Genomic DNA, 18248 nt, shown 5'->3' on the forward strand with positions numbered 1-18248 from the left:
ACCGGCTCAAAGTAGGTGTATTGACGAACAACAACGCCCTCACCAGTGAAGGTGATGGCAATCAAAAGATTACGGGCTGATGTTTATGTCGTCAGCTATTGCTGGTCCGATTCTGCCAGGTCGTCTTGCTCCTGGCCCAAGAGCGATAATTCCAACAATGCATAACGGTGCTCAACGAAGTTATGTACGTTGTTAGCAACCGCTAATTTGAACAGTGCCGTAGCGCTGTCCATATCCCCCAGACTTAGGTAGTACTTACCTAAATAGAAGTTGGTTTCACTGAGATGCTCAGCGAGCGAGGTGTTATCCGTTGCGTCCGCCTTGAGGCGTTCCATCAGCGTTGCTTCGCTAATGTTGCCCAGGTAGAACTCGACAATGTTCCATCCCCACTGTTCCTTATCCGATTTATCGAAGCGCTGTTTCAGGGCTTCTTTTGCCTGCTTCTCATCGAGCTTCCGCTCAACGATGTAAAGCCACAGGCTACGGAAAGGATCATTAGGATCGTCTTGATAAAACGCCAGCAGATCATCTTGCGCTAACTTATCACGACCGCCGTAATATAATGCGATACCGCGATTCAAGTGCGCGTAGTTGTAAGTTGGATCAAGCTCAAGTACAGAATCAAACGCTTCATAGGCAGCATCAAAATTGCCTGCCTGCGTTAAATAAATGCCTAAGTAATTGAATACTTCAGGCATATCAGGTCGGATAGCCAGCGCTTGTGAAAAATCATTTCGCGCTAATGCCCTCAGACCGAGACTATCATACAACACTCCGCGCTCATATAAAAGCTGTGCGCGTTCGTCATCGGTTAAAGCCCGACTGGCAAGTATTTGTTCCATGCGTGCCAGAATCACTTCCTGTTGCAAAGTCGGTTGCAATGGCACTGCGAGGACTTCGCTCTTACGCCAGGCAGAGTTGCTGCATCCTGCCAGCGTTAAAGCTGTCGCAACGAAACACCAGCGCAAAAAAGGCTTCATTTCCCACTCCCGAAGACAACTATTGGATGAACGTCCTGTCCCCCGGCGGCTTAACAAGGCGTCCTGCCTGATAACAGGCCCTCCGCGAAGCGGAGGGCAAATGGCAACTTACTCGCCTTGCTGTTCAGCAGCCGGAGCTTCCGGCGCCGCAGCAGGCTGAGACTGCTCGGTTGCTTCTTTAATGCTCAGACGGATACGGCCCTGGCGGTCAACTTCCAGAACTTTAACCGGTACTTCCTGGCCCATCTGCAGGTAATCGGTCACTTTCTCAACGCGCTTGTCAGCGATCTGAGAGATGTGAACCAGACCTTCTTTACCGCCACCGATGGCAACGAACGCGCCAAAGTCAACGATACGGGTCACTTTACCTGCGTAGACGCGGCCCACTTCGATTTCTGCAGTGATTTCTTCGATGCGACGGATCGCGAATTTCGCTTTCTCGCCGTCGGTTGCTGCGATCTTCACAGTACCGTCGTCTTCGATTTCGATGGTGGTGCCCGTCTCTTCGGTCAGCGCACGGATTACGGAACCGCCCTTACCGATAACATCTTTGATCTTGTCTGGATTGATCTTGATGGTGTGAATACGCGGAGCGAATTCAGAGATATCACCGCGTGGCGCGTTGATAGCCTGTTCCATCACGCCCAGGATGTGCAGACGCGCACCTTTAGCCTGGTTCAGAGCAACCTGCATGATCTCTTTGGTGATACCTTCAATTTTGATATCCATCTGCAGCGCAGAGATACCGTCGCGGGAACCCGCCACTTTGAAGTCCATATCGCCCAGGTGGTCTTCGTCACCCAGAATGTCAGACAGAACAACGAAGTTGTCGCCTTCTTTCACCAGGCCCATTGCGATACCCGCAACGGCGGCTTTGATTGGCACGCCTGCATCCATCAGCGCCAGAGAGGCACCACACACGGAAGCCATGGAAGAAGAACCGTTGGATTCGGTGATTTCAGACACCACACGTACGGTGTACGGGAATTTGTCTGCTTCTGGCATTACTGCCAGCACGCCGCGCTTCGCCAGACGACCGTGACCAATTTCACGACGCTTCGGCGAGCCAACCATACCGGTTTCGCCTACGGAGTACGGAGGGAAGTTGTAGTGGAACAGGAAGCTGTCAGTGCGCTCGCCCATCAGTTCGTCGATGATCTGCGCGTCACGTGCGGTACCCAGGGTCGCGGTTACCAGCGCCTGCGTTTCACCACGGGTGAACAGCGCAGAACCGTGAGTACGTGGCAGTACGCCAGTACGCACGTCCAGACCACGGATCATGTCTTTTTCACGGCCATCGATACGCGGCTCGCCTGCCAGTACGCGGCTACGAACAACGTTTTTCTCGATAGCGTGCAGAATTTCGCTCAGCTCGTTAGCGTCCAGCGTTTCGTCTTCAGCGATCAGGGTGGCGATGGTTTCGTCTTTGATCGCGTCAACCTGAGCATAACGCTCCTGTTTGTCGGTGATGCGGTAAGCGTCACTCAGACGAGATTCTGCCAGTGCTGCAACGCGTGCGTTCAGCGCGTCGTTTGCCGCTTCTGGCTGCCAGTCCCAACGTGGTTTACCGGCTTCTTTCACCAGGTCGTTGATGTTCTGGATAACAATCTGCTGCTGCTCGTGACCGAACACCACAGCGCCCAGCATCTGGTCTTCGCTCAGCAGTTCAGCTTCGGATTCCACCATCAGCACAGCCGCTTCGGTACCGGCAACCACCAGGTCCAGCTTACTCTCTTTCAGCTCTTCCTGAGTTGGGTTCAGCACGTACTGGTCGTTGATGTAACCGACGCGCGCGGCACCGATTGGACCATTGAATGGAATACCAGACAGTGACAGGGCAGCGGAGGCACCGATCATGGCAACGATGTCCGGGTTAACCTGTGGGTTAACGGAAACAACGGTTGCGATAACCTGCACTTCGTTAACGAAGCCTTCCGGGAACAGCGGACGAACCGGGCGGTCAATCAGACGCGCGATCAGGGTTTCGCCTTCGCTTGGACGGCCTTCACGACGGAAGAAGCCACCCGGGATTTTACCGGCAGCGTAGGTACGCTCCTGGTAGTTAACGGTCAGGGGGAAAAAGTCCTGACCTGGTTTAGCTTTTTTCTGGCCAACAACGGTAACGAATACCGCGGTGTCATCCATGCTTACCATAACGGCAGCAGTCGCCTGACGTGCCATCATGCCGGTTTCCAGCGTCACGGTATGTTGACCGTACTGGAATTTACGAACGATCGGATTCAGCAAAATTCTGTCCTTTCTTAAATGTATGACAGCACACCACCGGCGTGCTGTCGATTTAACCCGACCTTCTTCGCATCCTCGCGACTAATGACAACCGACACCCCCATGGGTGAAGCCTCTCATTAGCCGCGCGAACCTCTGCAATGAAGATCATTTATAGCAACAATACAATAGTTTCCATTGAATTGCTGCCGTCTGGTTGAAAAAAGGGGCCATCAGGCCCCCTTTTCTGAAACTCGCAAGACTTAGCGACGCAGACCCAGACGCTCGATCAGCGCGGTGTAGCGTGCAACATCTTTACGCTTCAGGTAGTCGAGCAGTTTACGACGCTGAGAAACCATGCGCAGCAGACCACGACGGCTGTGGTGATCTTTTTTGTGCTCTGCAAAGTGACCCTGCAGGTGGTTAATCTGTGCAGTCAGCAGTGCAACCTGAACTTCGGTAGAACCGCTGTCGTTAGTACCACGACCAAACTCAGAAACGATTTTAGCTTTAGCTTCAACGCTTAGAGACATTTTCAAACTCCAAAGTATAAAGAATGTAAGGGTGCCGATCTCTAATTCAGCGACCCCATGTACGCCCTGCAGATTGTTAAACAATTTACCGGACGTTAAGCGGCGATATTCTACTCGTCTCCCCTGCTTATCGCAAGGTGAGCCGTTATCGCCGTCACGCGTCGACCGGATATTCGACGACCAGACGACGCGGCGCAACGCGCCCTTCACCGTCCATTTCGCCCATACCGATGAATTTTCCTTCCTCACCTTCCGTCACGCGCACAAGCCCTTCCAGCGGTGCATCCGCCGTGCGAACCGGATTGCCGTTCTTAAAGTAAACGGACGATGTTAAAGGAAGATTAACTACCGGGAAGTCCGCAGCCGGACTGTCCATTGGCATCAGCAAAGGATCTAACAAATCTGCCGGCGCGATCCCCTGCGCTTCCGCCTGTTCAACCAGCGCGCGCAGCTGCTCAAGCGTCACCATGCGTTCCACCGGATACTTGCTGACCGCCAGACGACGCAGGTAGATCACATGCGCGCCGCAGCCCAGCTTTTCACCCAGGTCGTCGATGATGGTGCGAATATAGGTCCCTTTCGAACAGTGCACTTCCAGCTCAAGCTCATCGCCTTCGTGGCGAATGAACAGCAGCTCATACACGGTAATCGGACGGGCTTCACGCGGAACCTCGATGCCCTGGCGTGCATATTCGTAGAGTTTCTTACCCTGGTATTTCAGCGCCGAATACATCGACGGCACCTGCATCGTGTCCCCGCGGAAGCTCTCCAGCGCCGCATCAAGCTGTTCAGCGCTGAAGGTCACCGGGCGCTCTTCCACCACCTGACCATCCGCGTCGGAGGTATCCGTACGCTGGCCTAGCTTCGCGATAACGCGATAACGCTTATCCGAGTCGAGCAGGTACTGGGAAAACTTTGTCGCCTCCCCCAGACAGACCGGCAGCATACCGGTCGCCAGCGGATCGAGCGCGCCGGTGTGGCCCGCACGGTTGGCATTAAAAATACGCTTCACTTTTTGCAGCACGTCGTTGCTGGATGCACCCTGCGGTTTATCCAGCAGCAGCACGCCATGCACGTCACGACCGCGACGACGAGGACGACTCATCAGTCCTCCTTGCTGTCGTCCGTCGGGTTAACACGACGTTCGTCGTCATGTTTCACCACGCTGGTCACCAGGTTGGACATGCGCATACCTTCAACCAGCGAGTTGTCGTAGAAGAAGGTCAGCTCTGGCACGATACGCAAGCGCATCGCTTTGCCGAGCAGAGAGCGGATAAACCCGGAGGCTTCCTGCAGTGCTTTAATGCCGTTTTTCACCGCCGCTTCGTCCTGATCGTTCAGGAAGGTCACGAACACTTTGGCATAGGCCAGGTCACGAGACATTTCCACGCCAGAGACGGTGGTCATCATACCGATACGCGGGTCTTTAATTTCGCGTTGCAGGATGAGTGCGATCTCTTTTTGCATTTCCTGCGCCACGCGCTGTGGGCGACCAAATTCTTTCGCCATAATAAATTCTCCAGACAAAAAAGGGGCTAAAAGCCCCTTTTAAAATTATTGCCGGGTGGCACGAGGCAATCCCGGCCTACATATGGACTGATCCCGACGGGATTAGTCGATGCTGCGTTGGATCTCGATGATTTCGAACACTTCGATCATATCGCCAACGCGAACGTCGTTGTAGTTCTTCACGCCGATACCACATTCCATGCCGTTACGGACTTCGTTAACGTCATCTTTGAAGCGGCGCAGGGATTCCAGCTCGCCTTCGTAGATAACCACGTTGTCACGCAGTACGCGGATTGGGTTGTGACGTTTGATGGTACCTTCGGTAACCATACAGCCCGCGATCGCGCCGAATTTCGGTGATTTGAATACGTCACGCACTTCAGCCAGACCGATGATCTGCTGTTTCAGCTCAGGAGACAGCATACCGCTCATCGCCGCTTTCACTTCGTCAATCAGGTTATAGATGACGGAGTAGTAGCGCAGATCCAGGCTTTCCGCTTCGATCACGCGGCGAGCAGATGCATCAGCACGCACGTTGAAGCCAACCAGGATGGCGTTAGATGCTGCAGCCAGGGTCGCGTCGGTTTCGGTGATACCACCTACGCCAGAACCGATGATCTTCACTTTCACTTCGTCAGTAGACAGTTTCAGCAAGGAGTCGGAAATCGCTTCCACAGAGCCCTGAACGTCGGCTTTCAGTACAACGTTCACTTCGTGCACTTCGCCTTCGGTCATGTTCGCGAACATGTTCTCGAGTTTAGATTTCTGCTGACGAGCCAGCTTAACTTCACGGAATTTACCCTGACGATACAGAGCAACTTCACGCGCTTTCTTCTCGTCACGCACTACGGTCACTTCGTCACCCGCAGCCGGAACACCGGACAGACCCAGGATTTCCACTGGAATGGACGGACCCGCTTCCAGCACTTCCTGGCCCAGTTCGTTACGCATCGCACGAACGCGGCCGTATTCGAAGCCACACAGAACGATGTCGCCCTTGTTCAGGGTACCTTCACGAACCAGAACGGTAGCAACCGGACCACGACCTTTATCAAGGAAGGATTCGATTACCGCGCCGCTCGCCATACCATTGCGAATCGCTTTCAGCTCCAGAACTTCAGCCTGCAGCAGGATAGCGTTCAGCAGGTCGTCAATACCGGTACCCGCTTTAGCAGATACTGGGATGAACTGCGCTTCGCCGCCCCACTCTTCCGGCATAACACCGTACTGAGACAGTTCGTTCTTCACGCGGTCCAGATCGGCTTCTGGCTTATCGATTTTGTTGACTGCAACAACCAAAGGCACCTGCGCCGCTTTTGCGTGCTGGATAGCTTCAATGGTCTGTGGCATGACGCCATCGTCTGCTGCAACAACCAGTACAACGATATCCGTTGCCTGAGCACCACGAGCACGCATTGAGGTGAACGCTGCGTGGCCTGGGGTATCCAGGAAGGTGATCATGCCGTTTTCAGTTTCTACGTGGTAAGCACCGATGTGCTGGGTAATACCACCCGCTTCGCCGGAGGCAACCTTCGTAGAACGAATGTAGTCGAGCAGAGAGGTTTTACCGTGGTCAACGTGACCCATGATGGTCACAACCGGTGCACGCGGTTCAGCCGCAGCGCCAGTGTCACGGTCGCTCATTACTGCTTCTTCCAGCTCGTTTTCACGACGCAGGATAACTTTGTGGCCCATCTCTTCGGCAACCAGCTGTGCGGTTTCCTGGTCGATAACCTGGTTGATGGTCGCCATTGCGCCCAGCTTCATCATCGCTTTGATGACCTGAGAGCCTTTAACCGCCATCTTGTTCGCCAGATCGCCAACGGTGATGGTTTCACCAATCACAACGTCACGGTTAACCGCCTGAGCTGGCTTCTGGAAGCCCTGCTGCAGAGAAGAACCTTTACGCTTACCGCCTTTACCACCACGAACCGCTGCACGTGCTTCTTCGCGATCAGCTTTAGATTCAGCGTGTTTGTTGCCTTTCTTCGCCGGACGCGCGGCTTTTGCATTACGACCACGGCCACGACCGCCTTCTACTTCACGGTCGTTATCATCTTCAGCCTGACGCGCATGCTGAGAAGTGGTCACGTGATAGTCGCTGGTATCTTCAGTCAGTTCAGCGGTATTCACGCCATTCTTCTCGTTTTCTTCTGCCATACGGCGCGCTTCTTCAGCGACGCGGCGAGCTTCTTCTTCCAGCTTACGGCGGGCTTCTTCTTCCGCTTTACGCTTCAGCTCGGCAGCTTCATTTTCACGGCGGGCTTTTTCAGCCTGGGCGGTTTTGGTCATTTCGTCTGTCTGTTGATTGCTCACTTTGTCTTTTTCCGCAGCGTCACGCTTCACTTTATCACTGGCGTCGCGTTTCGCTTTTTCTGCGGCCTCACGTTCAGCTTTTAATTCTGCTTCACGTTTGGCGGCTGCTTCCGCCTCACGCTGAGCTTGTTCTTCCGCTTCACGCTGTGCCTGCTCTTCCGCGGCAAGGCGCTCTGCCTCTTGCGGATCACGTTTTACAAAGGTGCGCGTCTTGCGGACTTCAATTTGTACCGATTTACTTTTGCCACCGGTACCAGGGATGTTTAACGTGCTGCGCGTTTTGCGCTGCAGCGTTAACTTGTCAGGCGTAGAACCGTGTTCACGGTTCAGATGCGTTAACAAGGTTTGTTTTTCTTGCGCGGTCACCGAGTCATCAGCGGACTTCGGGATCCCTGCATCAGCAAATTGCTGTACCAGGCGGTCCACGGAGGTCTGAATCTCAGCAGCCAGCGATTTTACAGTTACATCAGTCATGCTGTTCCTTCCTGCTACAGTTTATTACGCTTCGTCGCCGAACCAGCAAATATTACGTGCGGCCATGATGAGTTCGCCGGCTTTCTCGTCGGTTAAACCTTCGATATCGGCCAGGTCATCAACGCCTTGCTCAGCGAGATCTTCCAGCGTACAAACACCACGGGCAGCCAGCTTGAACGCAATCGCACGATCAAGACCTTCCAGATTCAGCAGGTCATCAGCCGGCTTCTTATCGCCAAGGCTTTCTTCCTGAGCCAGTGCCAGGGTGGTCAGTGCGTTTTTAGCGCGTTCACGCAGGGCTTCAACGGTTGGTTCATCCAGACCGTCAATTTCCAGCAGCTCTTTCATTGGCACATAGGCCAGTTCTTCCAGCGTAGAGAAACCTTCTTCTACCAGAACAGTGGCGAAGTCTTCGTCAATGTCGAGGTATTTGGTGAAGGTATCGATCGCTGCATGGGCTTCAGCCTGATGCTTAGCCTGCAGGTCATCAACGGTCATGACGTTGAGTTCCCAGCCGCTCAGCTGTGACGCCAGACGTACGTTCTGACCGTTACGGCCAATCGCCTGCGCCAGGTTGCCCGCTTCAACAGCGATATCCATGGTGTGTTTGTCTTCGTCAACAACGATAGACGCCACATCGGCCGGAGCCATTGCGTTGATCACAAACTGCGCCGGGTTGTCGTCCCACAGAACGATATCAATACGCTCGCCGCCCAGTTCAGTAGAAACCGCCTGAACGCGCGCACCGCGCATGCCGACGCAAGCCCCGACCGGATCGATACGCTTGTCGTTGGTTTTCACCGCAATTTTCGCACGGGAGCCCGGATCGCGAGCTGCTGCTTTGATCTCAATGACTTCTTCGCCGATTTCCGGCACTTCGATGCGGAACAGTTCAACCAGCATTTCTGGTTTAGAACGGGTCACGAACAGCTGCGCACCACGCGCTTCAGGGCGCACGGCGTACAGAACACCACGAATACGGTCGCCCGGGCGGAAGTTTTCACGCGGCAGCATATCTTCACGCAGGATCACGGCTTCAGCGTTACCTGGCATCCCTTCGGATTTAATTTCCAGAGAGATGTTGTCGCGGTTCACTTTCTTCACCACACCGGTGATGATTTCGCCTTCCTGATCGCGGAACTGATCGACAACCAGCGCGCGCTCGGCTTCGCGCACTTTCTGCACGATAACCTGCTTAGCGGTCTGGGTGGTGATACGGTCGAAGGTGACAGATTCAATCTGATCTTCAACGTAGTCACCCACGTTCAGACTTTCGTCTTCAAAACGTGCGGCTTCCAGGGTGATCTCTTTGGTCGGCTGGGTCACTTCTTCAACGATTACCCAACGACGGAATGTATCGAAGTCACCGCTTTTACGATCGATTTCTACGCGAACATCGATCTCTTGTTCGTATTTTTTCTTGGTTGCTGTAGCCAGTGCACTTTCCAGCGCTTCGAAAATTTTCTCGCGCGGCAGTGATTTCTCGTTGGAGACGGCTTCAACAACAGCCAAAATTTCTTTGTTCATCGCGGGCTTTTCACCTCAATCCAGACTGTTAAAAGTGGGGAACCAGGTTCGCCTTCTGGATATTACTCAGCGCGAACACTTCATCTTTGCCTTCGACTGTCACCGTGATCATTTCACCATCAACGGCTTTGATAATTCCCTGCCATTTACGGCGGTTCTGTACGGCCATACGCAGAACGAGAGCCACTTCTTCACCGGTAAAGCGCACATAGTGCTCGGCCGTGAACATCGGGCGATCCAGGCCAGGTGAGGAAACTTCCAGGTTGTACGCAACGGTAATTGGGTCTTCAACATCAAGAACCGCACTCACCTGGTGGCTGACATCAGCACAATCATCAACATTGATGCCATCTTCACTATCAATATAGATGCGCAGCGTCGATGTACGGCCGCGAACGAATTCGATGCCGACCAGTTCGTAGCCCAGTGCTTCGACCGGTGCAGTAATCATCTCTGTTAATTTTTGCTCTAATGTGGACAAGCCCACCCCCAAGACATAAAAAAAGGGCGTAAAGCCCAGTTATTCTGTAGTCAGATAACAAAAAACCCCGATAAATCGGGGCTTTAGATAACTGAACCCTATAGCCACAACTGTGGCCTGGAGCACTCTCCGAAAGAATTTTTTCAAATCCAGCTACGAAGGCTCTAAGTCTTCACAGTATATTTGAAAAAGAACTTTATGGGAAAGTGGTTGCGGGGGCCGGATTTGAACCGACGACCTTCGGGTTATGAGCCCGACGAGCTACCAGGCTGCTCCACCCCGCGCCTGAAACGTGGCAAATTCTACGCGTTTTGGACAGAATTTGCAAATAATGCTGGGATTTGGTACCGAAGACGGGACGTAAAATCGGCGTTTAGTATATTGATAGTTGACCCCACCTGTCAAGGCGACTTCCGCCAGACAGAACAGACCAAAATTTTTACAAAAAACGCACGAGTCTCTTCCGGTATTCGATAAAAGATGATTAAATGAATACTCACTTATTTTGCATAAAAATGCACAAGAGAACGAAAGCGGTCTCTAATCAGTCAATCAAGCAGGGTTTTATTCTATGACGACGATTCTCAAGCATCTTCCGGTAGGACAACGTATTGGCATCGCTTTCTCAGGCGGCCTGGATACCAGCGCTGCACTGCTGTGGATGCGCCAGAAGGGAGCGGTTCCGTATGCATATACTGCGAACCTGGGTCAGCCGGATGAGGACGACTATGATGCTATTCCTCGTCGCGCTAAAGAGTATGGTGCAGAAAACGCACGACTGATTGACTGCCGTAAGCAACTGGTTGCAGAAGGTATCGCGGCTATTCAGTGCGGTGCGTTCCATAACACTACCGGCGGCCTGACCTATTTTAACACCACCCCGCTGGGCCGTGCCGTCACTGGCACCATGCTGGTTGCCGCCATGAAAGAAGATGGCGTGAACATCTGGGGTGACGGCAGCACCTATAAAGGTAACGATATAGAACGTTTCTATCGTTATGGCCTGCTGACCAACGCAGAACTGCAGATCTACAAGCCGTGGCTGGACACCGACTTCATCGACGAACTGGGCGGCCGCCATGAGATGTCCGAGTTTATGATTGCCTGCGGTTTTGACTATAAGATGTCCGTCGAGAAAGCCTACTCCACCGACTCCAACATGCTGGGTGCGACGCACGAAGCGAAAGACCTGGAGTTCCTGAATTCCAGTGTGAAGATCGTTAACCCGATCATGGGCGTGAAGTTCTGGGACGAGAACGTGAAGATTCCGGCAGAAGAAGTGACCGTACGTTTCGAACGCGGCCATCCGGTTGCGCTGAACGGCAAGACCTTCTCTGACGATGTGGAACTGATGCTGGAAGCAAACCGCATCGGCGGTCGTCACGGTCTGGGCATGAGCGATCAGATTGAAAACCGTATCATCGAAGCGAAAAGCCGCGGCATCTATGAGGCTCCGGGGATGGCGCTGCTGCACATCGCGTACGAGCGTCTGCTGACCGGCATTCACAACGAAGACACCATTGAGCAGTATCACTCTCATGGCCGTCAGCTGGGCAAACTGCTGTATCAGGGTCGCTGGTTCGATCCACAGGCGCTGATGCTGCGTGATGCGCTGCAGCGTTGGGTGGCAAGCGCGATCACCGGTGAAGTGACGCTGGAACTGCGTCGCGGTAACGACTACTCCATCCTGAACACCGTGTCGGACAACCTGACCTATAAAGCAGAGCGTCTGACCATGGAGAAAGGTGAGTCTGTGTTTTCTCCGGACGACCGTATTGGTCAGTTGACCATGCGTAACCTGGACATCACCGATACCCGGGAGAAGCTGTTCAACTACGTTGAGAATGGTCTGCTCTCCGCGAATTCCGGTAACGGCCTGCCGCAGGTTGAAAACCTGGAACACAGCGATAAGAAGTAATCGCTGATGTAACATGCAAAAGGCGCCCACAGGGCGCCTTTTTGTTTGGCTTTTGTAGGGCGGGTAAGCGCAGCGCCACCCGCCATTTTGCCCGGTGGCGCTGCGCTTACCGGGCCTACGAACGGCAAACGCTACAGACGAAAAAAAAGACGTCTTTCGACGTCTTTTTTCTGGAATATTGGTACCGAGGATGGGACTCGAACCCACAAGCCCGTTAGGGCACTACCACCTCAAGGTAGCGTGTCTACCAATTCCACCACCTCGGTACGGAATACTTACTGCGGGATATCGCTGGTTGGCTTAGCCGGTGCAGCTGGCTGAGTCTGCTCAGTTTTCGCTGGCGCGCTCAGATTTTCCCACTCACTTCCTTTACTGGTCTTGTTGCTATTGATATTGCCCAGCACCAGACTGATGATGAAGAACAGCGTAGCCAGAATCGCCGTTGTGCGGGTCATGAAGTTCGCAGAACCACTTGAACCAAACAGCGTACCGGAAGCGCCTGCTCCGAAGGAGGCTCCCATATCAGCGCCTTTACCTTGCTGCAGCATAATCAGCGCTACGAGAGCGATGGCTACAATAAGGAAAACAACTAAAAGAGCTTCGTACATAATCAACCTGTTCCTTGCGGATTTGCCGCATACCAATGCTTCGACCAATTAGCAGGATTTTTGTTTCCCACTGAAGCGGGTGTGAATACTAACCAAAGCGAATGGCCTTCGCAAGGGCATTTTCGAGGCATTGTATCAACTGCGGAAAAAAACAGCAAAAAGCCATTAATTGCTTAAAACAAAGGCGACAAAAGTCGCCTTTTTAAACACTTACTCAGAAAATTTATGCAGCTTTCACGGCATCCGCGATACGGTGCGCAAATTCAGTGACCTGCGCTTCGTCTTCACCTTCCACCATCACGCGGATCAGCGGCTCGGTACCTGACTTACGCAGCAGCACGCGCCCACGGCTGCCCAGAGCCGCTTCAACGTCAGCCATTACCGCTTTCACGTTGTCATTTTCCAGCGGATCGCCTTTACCGGCAGTGAAACGCACGTTCACCAGAATCTGCGGGAACATTTTCATCCCGCTGCACAGATCGTGCAGGCTCATATGGTTGCGCGCCATCGCGGCAACCACCTGCAGCGCGGCTACGATACCGTCGCCAGTAGTGGTTTTGTCGAGCAGGATCACGTGACCAGAGTTCTCGGCACCAATACGCCAGCCTTTCTCCTGCAGTTTTTCCAGCACGTAGCGGTCGCCCACTTTCGCACGGACAAATGGAATACCGAGCTGTTTCAGCGCCAGCTCCAGACCCATGTTGCTCATCAGCGTCCCAACCGCGCCACCGCGCAGCTGGCCCTGGCGCAGGCCTTCACGGGCAATGATGTAGAGGATCTGATCGCCGTCGACTTTATTACCTTCGTGGTCAACCATGATCACGCGGTCACCGTCGCCGTCCAGGGCAATGCCCAGATCGGCTTTTTCCGCCAGCACGCGCGCCTGCAGGGCACGCACGTCCGTCGCCCCGACTTCTTCGTTAATGTTCAGACCATTCGGCTCGCAGCCGATGGCGATGACTTTTGCACCCAGCTCGCGGAACACATTCGGAGCGATGTGATAGGTTGCGCCGTTTGCACAGTCCACCACAATTTTGAGGTGCGCCAGGCTCAGCTCATTCGGGAAGGTGCCTTTACAGAATTCGATATAACGGCCCGCCGCATCGACGATACGGTTCGCTTTACCCAGCTCAGCGGAATCAACACAGGTGATCTCTTTTTCCATTTCAGCTTCAATGGCCTCTTCCACTTCGTCCGGCAGCTTGGTGCCGTCAATGGAGAAGAACTTGATACCGTTGTCGTAGAACGGGTTATGAGACGCCGAGATCACAATCCCCGCTTCTGCACGGAAGGTGCGCGTAAGGTAGGCAACAGCAGGTGTTGGCATTGGGCCTGTAAAGGAAGCTGAAAGCCCTGCAGCCGCCAGACCTGCTTCCAGCGCAGATTCCAGCATATAGCCCGAAATACGGGTATCTTTACCAATAATGATCTTACGTGAACCATGACGCGCCAGTACCTTGCCAGCAGCCCAGCCGAGCTTCAGAACAAAATCAGGGGTGATTGGAGCATCGCCTACGCGCCCACGGATACCATCGGTACCAAAATATTTACGATTACTCATAGCGTTTGTTTTCCTTCGCTGCCAGTGTGGCTTCCACCACACGCATGGCTTCTACTGTTTCTTTGACGTCATGGACACGGATAATGTGCGCGCCTTGCATCGCCGCAATTACCGCGCAGGCCAGGCTGCCACTCAGGCGCTCCCCCGGTCCTACATTCAGCAATTGCCCAATCATCGATTTCCTCGACATCCCTACCAGCAGCGGCAGGTCAAAGTGATGAAATTCTGATAAGCGCGCAAGCAACGCATAATTGTGTGAGAGATTTTTACCGAAACCGAACCCCGGGTCGAGCAGCAATTTCTCTTTTGGGATGCCTGCACGCTCACAGCGTTCAATATGCTCAATAAAGAAGCGATTCACGTCGGCAAAGACATCATCATACTTCGGTGCTTCCTGCATGGTTTTCGGTTGCCCCTGCATGTGCATCAGGCATACCGGCAGGCCGGTTTCTGCAGCGGCCTCGATCGCTCCCGGTTCGGTCAGCGAGCGGATATCATTAATAATGTGAGCACCCACTCTCGCCACTTCACGGAACACTTCTGGTTTGGACGTATCGACGGAGATCCACACCTCGAAACGTTGCGCGATGGCCTCAACCACCGGCACCACGCGCGCCAGCTCTTCTTCCACCGAAACATCTGCCGCGCCGGGACGCGTCGATTCACCGCCAACGTCAATGATGGTGGCACCCGCGTTGATCATTAAATTTGCGTGCTTAACCGCGTCGATAAGCGTGTTGTGCGTGCCGCCGTCAGAGAAGGAGTCAGGGGTAACATTCAGGATCCCCATCACATGCGGATGTGAAAGATCGAGATGCGAGTCCTGGGCGAAGAGTTTCATGGTTAAATCCCTGGTTTTAGTATGGTTTAACGGAAAAGAAAAACCCCGGAGCAAGCTCCAGGGTTTGAGGTACAGACAAACGCTTCAACAGCAGTGACTTACTTGTCGCCCAACTGTTCTGACATGGTGTTGCCCGGGTTTGGCGTACGCGGTTCATCGACCGGACGCGGCGCACGCGGGGTGCCATTGTTGTCAGAATTGTTGGAAGCACCTGGGTCTTCCCAGCCTGCTGGCGGACGCACTTCGCGGCGAGCCATCAGGTCGTCAATCTGGGGTGCATCAATGGTCTCATATTTCATGAGCGCATCTTTCATCGAATGCAGGATGTCCATATTGTCGTTCAGGATCTGACGCGCGCGACCGTAGTTACGTTCAATCAGCGCTTTCACTTCCTGGTCGATGATACGTGCCGTCTCATCGGACATATGTTTCGCTTTCGCCACAGAGCGGCCCAGGAATACTTCACCCTCTTCCTCTGCATAAAGCAGCGGACCGAGTTTGTCGGAGAAGCCCCACTGAGTCACCATGTTACGCGCCAGGTTTGTCGCCACTTTAATATCGTTCGACGCACCGGTAGACACGTGTTCTGGCCCGTAGATGATCTCTTCTGCCAGACGACCGCCGTACAGGGTCGAAATCTGGCTTTCCAGCTTCTGACGGCTGGCGCTGATCGCGTCGCCTTCAGGCAGGAAGAAGGTCACACCCAGCGCACGGCCGCGTGGAATAATCGTCACTTTGTGCACCGGATCGTGTTCCGGCACCAGGCGACCGATAATCGCATGGCCCGCTTCGTGGTACGCGGTGGACTCTTTCTGCGCTTCCGTCATCACCATGGAGCGACGTTCCGCACCCATCATGATTTTGTCTTTCGCTTTCTCGAACTCCACCATGGAGACCACGCGCTTGTTACCGCGTGCGGCAAACAGTGCAGCTTCGTTGACCAGGTTAGCCAGGTCCGCACCGGAGAAGCCAGGGGTACCACGCGCAATGATTGCCGCGTCGATATCTGGCGCCAGCGGTACGCGACGCATATGGACTTTCAGAATCTGTTCACGACCGCGAACATCCGGCAGACCGACCACAACCTGACGGTCGAAACGGCCTGGACGCAGCAGCGCGGGGTCAAGTACGTCCGGACGGTTAGTTGCCGCGATAACGATGATACCTTCGTTACCTTCGAAGCCGTCCATCTCAACCAGCATCTGGTTCAGGGTCTGTTCACGCTCATCGTGACCACCGCCCAGGCCTGCGCCACGCTGGCGGCCTACGGCGTCGATTTCATCGATGAAGATGATGCACGGTGCCGCCTTCTTGGCCTGCTCGAACATGTCACGCACACGAGACGCACCGACACCCACGAACATTTCCACGAAGTCAGAACCTGAAATAGTAAAGAACGGCACCTTCGCTTCACCCGCGATGGCTTTCGCCAGCAGGGTTTTACCGGTACCCGGAGGGCCGACCATCAGAACGCCTTTCGGGATCTTGCCGCCCAGTTTCTGGAAACGGCTCGGCTCACGCAGGTATTCAACCAGCTCACCCACCTCTTCTTTCGCTTCGTCACAACCGGCGACGTCAGCAAACGTGGTCTTAATCTGGTCTTCCGTCAGCATACGCGCCTTGCTCTTACCGAACGACATGGCACCTTTGCCACCGCCGCCCTGCATCTGGCGCATAAAGAAGATCCAGACGCCGATAAGAAGCAGCATCGGGAACCAGGAAATGAAGATAGAAGCCAGCAGGCTTGGTTCTTCTGGCGGCTCGCCTACCACTTTGACGTTTTTGGTCAGAAGGTTATCAAGCAGCTTAGGATCGTTCACCGGGATGTAAGTCGTGTAACGGTTACTATCTTTCTTGGTAACGTTGATCTCACGTCCGTTGATACGCGCTTCGCGAACCTGGTCCTGATTGACCTCTTGCAGGAAGGTAGAATAATCCACCTTGCGGCCATTCGACTCGCTGGGCCCAAAGCTCTGGAATACTGACATCAGCACAACGGCAATGACCAGCCAGAGTATTAGGTTTTTCGCCATGTCACTCAAGGGATTAACCTCATATTACAACTGTGTTAAAAACAGCGTCAGGATACTCTATATCCAGTTTCATTCAAACTTTCGCCTGAAATCTACCGGTTATCATTTTCGCCCGGTCGCTACAATATACACTTCTCGGGAACGGGCCCGGGAAGAGTCCGGCTTACGAACTTTAACCTTCGCAAACAGGGAGCGAATTTCCTTAAGATACTCCTCGAAACCTTCGCCCTGAAACACCTTCACAACAAAACTACCACCAGGCGCTAGTACATCACGACACATTTCTAACGCTAGCTCCACCAGATACATGGCGCGGGGGATATCCACCGCCGGTGTTCCGCACATATTTGGTGCCATATCCGACATGACAACCTGGACCTTACTGTCACCAACACGATCAAGTAACGCTTTCAGCACTAATTCATCACGAAAGTCACCCTGAAGGAAGTCGACACCAACGATGGGATCCATTGGTAAAAGATCACACGCGATGATTCGGCCCGTTCCGCCGATCTGCGTTACCGCATACTGGGACCATCCGCCCGGTGCCGCACCGAGGTCAACAACCGTCATCCCCGGCTTAAAAAGTTTGTCACTTTGCTGTATTTCATCAAGTTTAAACCAGGCACGGGAACGTAACCCCTTTTTCTGTGCCTGTTGAACATATTTATCGCTAAAGTGTTCCTGAAGCCAGCGGCTGGAACTGGCAGAACGCTTTTTACCTGTCATTTAACATTTCCGTCCTGGTTCATCGTTGCTTGCCTGTGACGTAAATTTCTACGCAGCTATTTGGCGATATAAGGGAGATGGCGGTAGAATGAACCGTTTTCAATCCCAACGTAAGCAAAAATATACGATGAATCTGAGTACTAAACAAAAACAGCACCTTAAAGGTCTGGCACATCCGCTCAAGCCTGTAGTGATGCTTGGCAACAATGGTTTGACCGAAGGGGTGCTTGCCGAGATTGAACAAGCGCTGGAACACCACGAGCTGATCAAGGTGAAAATCGCCTCTGAAGACAGAGACACTAAAAACCTGATCGTGGAAGCCATCGTGCGCGAAACCGGCGCCTGTAATGTACAGGTCATCGGTAAAACGCTGGTGCTCTATCGCCCATCTAAAGAGCGTAAAATCTCGCTGCCACGCTAAGGATATCCTGAATCAATCACATTTTCTGTGTGAAACGAGGGATTTCTTTCAGCAGGCGAGCAAAATGCCATGCTCCTTGAGTTGATAAAAG

General features: G+C 53.5%; 15 protein-coding genes and 2 tRNA genes. 2 read left to right on the top strand and 15 right to left on the bottom strand.

Features of this window, described 5'->3' with window-relative positions; translation table 11 throughout:
* Window positions 1-95: 95 nt before the first annotated feature.
* From nlpI to AB8818_RS12510, 9 genes are all read right to left on the bottom strand, one after another.
* On the bottom strand, window positions 96-980 hold the full coding sequence (nlpI, locus tag AB8818_RS12470) for a lipoprotein NlpI (RefSeq protein ID WP_061096959.1): 885 nt from the start codon (window positions 978-980) through the stop codon (window positions 96-98).
* 108 nt (window positions 981-1088) lie between these two features.
* On the bottom strand, window positions 1089-3227 hold the full coding sequence (pnp, locus tag AB8818_RS12475) for a polyribonucleotide nucleotidyltransferase (protein WP_116342261.1): 2139 nt from the start codon (window positions 3225-3227) through the stop codon (window positions 1089-1091).
* Window positions 3228-3469: 242 nt separating this feature from the next.
* Window positions 3470-3739: a 30S ribosomal protein S15 gene (gene rpsO, locus AB8818_RS12480; protein ID WP_003861789.1), complete on the bottom strand. Its 270-nt coding sequence runs from the start codon at window positions 3737-3739 to the stop codon at window positions 3470-3472.
* 154 nt (window positions 3740-3893) lie between these two features.
* Window positions 3894-4844, bottom strand: coding sequence for a tRNA pseudouridine(55) synthase TruB (gene truB, locus AB8818_RS12485; RefSeq protein WP_116342263.1), 951 nt, complete (start codon window positions 4842-4844; stop codon window positions 3894-3896).
* Window positions 4844-5248 (bottom strand): 30S ribosome-binding factor RbfA, encoded by a 405-nt coding sequence (rbfA, locus tag AB8818_RS12490; RefSeq protein ID WP_041907887.1) that lies wholly within the window; start codon window positions 5246-5248, stop codon window positions 4844-4846. Before rbfA ends, truB begins: the two co-directional genes overlap by 1 nt.
* Before the next feature lie 102 nt (window positions 5249-5350).
* A complete protein-coding gene (gene infB / locus AB8818_RS12495) occupies window positions 5351-8038 on the bottom strand; it encodes a translation initiation factor IF-2 (RefSeq protein WP_116342265.1) in 2688 nt (895 codons plus the stop codon).
* Between the two features lie 24 nt (window positions 8039-8062).
* A complete protein-coding gene (gene nusA, locus AB8818_RS12500) occupies window positions 8063-9565 on the bottom strand; it encodes a transcription termination factor NusA (RefSeq protein WP_014885374.1) in 1503 nt (500 codons plus the stop codon).
* Window positions 9566-9593: 28 nt separating this feature from the next.
* Window positions 9594-10046: a ribosome maturation factor RimP gene (rimP, locus tag AB8818_RS12505; RefSeq protein WP_014833432.1), complete on the bottom strand. Its 453-nt coding sequence runs from the start codon at window positions 10044-10046 to the stop codon at window positions 9594-9596.
* A gap of 207 nt (window positions 10047-10253) precedes the next feature.
* Window positions 10254-10330: transfer RNA gene (locus AB8818_RS12510), tRNA-Met, on the bottom strand.
* Window positions 10331-10617: 287 nt separating this feature from the next.
* On the opposite strand from AB8818_RS12510, the gene argG reads away from it, so the two are divergent.
* Window positions 10618-11964: an argininosuccinate synthase gene (gene argG / locus AB8818_RS12515; RefSeq protein WP_023294661.1), complete on the top strand. Its 1347-nt coding sequence runs from the start codon at window positions 10618-10620 to the stop codon at window positions 11962-11964.
* 179 nt (window positions 11965-12143) lie between these two features.
* Here the strand turns inward: argG and AB8818_RS12520 are convergent.
* The 6 genes from AB8818_RS12520 to rlmE all read right to left on the bottom strand — a co-directional run bounded on the left by AB8818_RS12520 (window position 12144) and on the right by rlmE (window position 17736).
* Window positions 12144-12230 (bottom strand) — tRNA-Leu (locus AB8818_RS12520).
* Between the two features lie 9 nt (window positions 12231-12239).
* On the bottom strand, window positions 12240-12572 hold the full coding sequence (gene secG, locus AB8818_RS12525) for a preprotein translocase subunit SecG (RefSeq protein ID WP_021242256.1): 333 nt from the start codon (window positions 12570-12572) through the stop codon (window positions 12240-12242).
* A 223-nt stretch (window positions 12573-12795) separates the two neighbouring features.
* Window positions 12796-14133 carry a phosphoglucosamine mutase gene (gene glmM / locus AB8818_RS12530; protein ID WP_116343504.1) on the bottom strand — a complete coding sequence of 446 codons (1338 nt, stop codon included), beginning with the start codon at window positions 14131-14133 and terminating at the stop codon, window positions 12796-12798.
* The gene (gene folP / locus AB8818_RS12535; RefSeq protein ID WP_192983867.1) at window positions 14126-14974 is read right to left on the bottom strand and encodes a dihydropteroate synthase; all 849 of its coding nucleotides are present in this window, start codon (window positions 14972-14974) and stop codon (window positions 14126-14128) included. Before folP ends, glmM begins: the two co-directional genes overlap by 8 nt.
* 98 nt (window positions 14975-15072) lie before the next feature.
* Complete coding sequence (gene ftsH, locus AB8818_RS12540) at window positions 15073-17007, bottom strand: ATP-dependent zinc metalloprotease FtsH (RefSeq protein ID WP_013098921.1); 1935 nt, start codon at window positions 17005-17007, stop codon at window positions 15073-15075.
* A 102-nt stretch (window positions 17008-17109) separates the two neighbouring features.
* The gene (gene rlmE, locus AB8818_RS12545) at window positions 17110-17736 is read right to left on the bottom strand and encodes a 23S rRNA (uridine(2552)-2'-O)-methyltransferase RlmE (protein ID WP_003861812.1); all 627 of its coding nucleotides are present in this window, start codon (window positions 17734-17736) and stop codon (window positions 17110-17112) included.
* Between the two features lie 127 nt (window positions 17737-17863).
* On the opposite strand from rlmE, the gene yhbY reads away from it, so the two are divergent.
* On the top strand, window positions 17864-18157 hold the full coding sequence (gene yhbY / locus AB8818_RS12550; RefSeq protein WP_003861814.1) for a ribosome assembly RNA-binding protein YhbY: 294 nt from the start codon (window positions 17864-17866) through the stop codon (window positions 18155-18157).
* The last annotated feature ends 91 nt before the right edge of the window (window positions 18158-18248 follow it).

Origin of the sequence: Enterobacter sp. KB-280D8, from assembly GCF_041399405.1 — a bacterium.
Classification (GTDB): domain Bacteria; phylum Pseudomonadota; class Gammaproteobacteria; order Enterobacterales; family Enterobacteriaceae; genus Enterobacter; species Enterobacter cloacae_N.

Bases quoted from the DNA above. Each gene is read 5' to 3' on its own strand.
- nusA (WP_014885374.1), bottom strand. From the start codon at position 9,565: ATGAACAAAGAAATTTTGGCTGTTGTTGAAGCCGTCTCCAACGAGAAA.
- rlmE (WP_003861812.1), bottom strand. From the start codon at position 17,736: ATGACAGGTAAAAAGCGTTCTGCCAGTTCCAGCCGCTGGCTTCAGGAA.
- ftsH (WP_013098921.1), bottom strand. From the start codon at position 17,007: ATGGCGAAAAACCTAATACTCTGGCTGGTCATTGCCGTTGTGCTGATG.
- argG (WP_023294661.1), top strand. From the start codon at position 10,618: ATGACGACGATTCTCAAGCATCTTCCGGTAGGACAACGTATTGGCATC.
- yhbY (WP_003861814.1), top strand. From the start codon at position 17,864: ATGAATCTGAGTACTAAACAAAAACAGCACCTTAAAGGTCTGGCACAT.
- truB (WP_116342263.1), bottom strand. From the start codon at position 4,844: ATGAGTCGTCCTCGTCGTCGCGGTCGTGACGTGCATGGCGTGCTGCTG.
- glmM (WP_116343504.1), bottom strand. From the start codon at position 14,133: ATGAGTAATCGTAAATATTTTGGTACCGATGGTATCCGTGGGCGCGTA.
- secG (WP_021242256.1), bottom strand. From the start codon at position 12,572: ATGTACGAAGCTCTTTTAGTTGTTTTCCTTATTGTAGCCATCGCTCTC.
- nlpI (WP_061096959.1), bottom strand. From the start codon at position 980: ATGAAGCCTTTTTTGCGCTGGTGTTTCGTTGCGACAGCTTTAACGCTG.
- rbfA (WP_041907887.1), bottom strand. From the start codon at position 5,248: ATGGCGAAAGAATTTGGTCGCCCACAGCGCGTGGCGCAGGAAATGCAA.
- rpsO (WP_003861789.1), bottom strand. From the start codon at position 3,739: ATGTCTCTAAGCGTTGAAGCTAAAGCTAAAATCGTTTCTGAGTTTGGT.
- infB (WP_116342265.1), bottom strand. From the start codon at position 8,038: ATGACTGATGTAACTGTAAAATCGCTGGCTGCTGAGATTCAGACCTCC.
- folP (WP_192983867.1), bottom strand. From the start codon at position 14,974: ATGAAACTCTTCGCCCAGGACTCGCATCTCGATCTTTCACATCCGCAT.